This window comes from Peribacillus frigoritolerans (assembly GCF_030676415.1).
Taxonomy (GTDB): Bacteria; Bacillota; Bacilli; order Bacillales; family DSM-1321; genus Peribacillus; species Peribacillus frigoritolerans_A.
In genome coordinates this window covers 1-267 of the sequence record NZ_JAUUTW010000131.1, presented here as the reverse complement: position 1 = coordinate 267, position 267 = coordinate 1, and the positions used below count along the sequence as shown (strand labels likewise).

The following is a 267-nucleotide window of genomic DNA, read 5'->3' as shown; positions in this document are numbered from 1 at the left end:
TCATGTTTAAAGTTTTCGATAACTTGTTTCTGCTGTTCTTCCTTTTCGGAAAGTTCGATCATGGCTTTTTCTAAGTTTTCAATCTCCATTTTATATTTATTTTCTTGTTCAGATACAACGCTAATCGATTGATGTAAATGATCGATTTCTTGTTGATGGAAGTTCTCTTTTTCCTTTAGATCGGTAATCATCTGTTCCAAATTCTCAATGTTCACTTTATATTGACTTTCCAGTTCCGATAGGTGGCCGATCTTTGAAATGTAATTT

The 267-nt window shown here is 32.6% G+C and carries 1 protein-coding gene; it reads right to left on the bottom strand.

What is annotated here, in order from left to right:
- Positions 1–267: hypothetical protein (locus Q8G36_RS28760; RefSeq protein ID WP_305163163.1), on the bottom strand; the 267-nt coding region annotated here is incomplete at both ends.